This is a genomic window from Bacillus sp. L_1B0_5, assembly GCF_000836715.1.
In the GTDB taxonomy this organism is placed as follows: domain Bacteria; phylum Bacillota; class Bacilli; order Bacillales; family Bacillaceae_G; genus Bacillus_A; species Bacillus_A thuringiensis_S.
In genome coordinates, this window is record NZ_JXIS01000258.1 from 1 (window position 1) to 261 (window position 261).

Genomic DNA, 261 nt, shown 5'->3' on the forward strand with positions numbered 1-261 from the left:
GTGAGCCATGAAGGATTCGAACCTTCGACCCTCTGATTAAAAGTCAGATGCTCTACCAACTGAGCTAATGGCTCGTAAATGGCTGGGCTAGCTGGATTCGAACCAGCGCATGACGGAGTCAAAGTCCGTTGCCTTACCGCTTGGCTATAGCCCATCGAAAAAATATCTTATTTTCAAAGACAAATGTTATTGTACCATAATGTCCAATAAAAAACAACTGCCAATTAGCAGAAGTTAAAATGGCGGTCCCGACCGGGGTCG

Annotated in this window: 2 tRNA genes; both read right to left on the bottom strand. The window is 45.2% G+C overall.

Annotation, left to right across the window (positions count from 1 at the left end):
• Nucleotide 1: 1 nt before the first annotated feature.
• Nucleotides 2-74, bottom strand: a tRNA-Lys gene (locus tag RT27_RS32250).
• Between the two features lie 5 nt (nt 75-79).
• A tRNA-Gln gene (locus tag RT27_RS32255) sits at nt 80-154 on the bottom strand.
• Between the last annotated feature and the right edge of the window lie 107 nt (nt 155-261).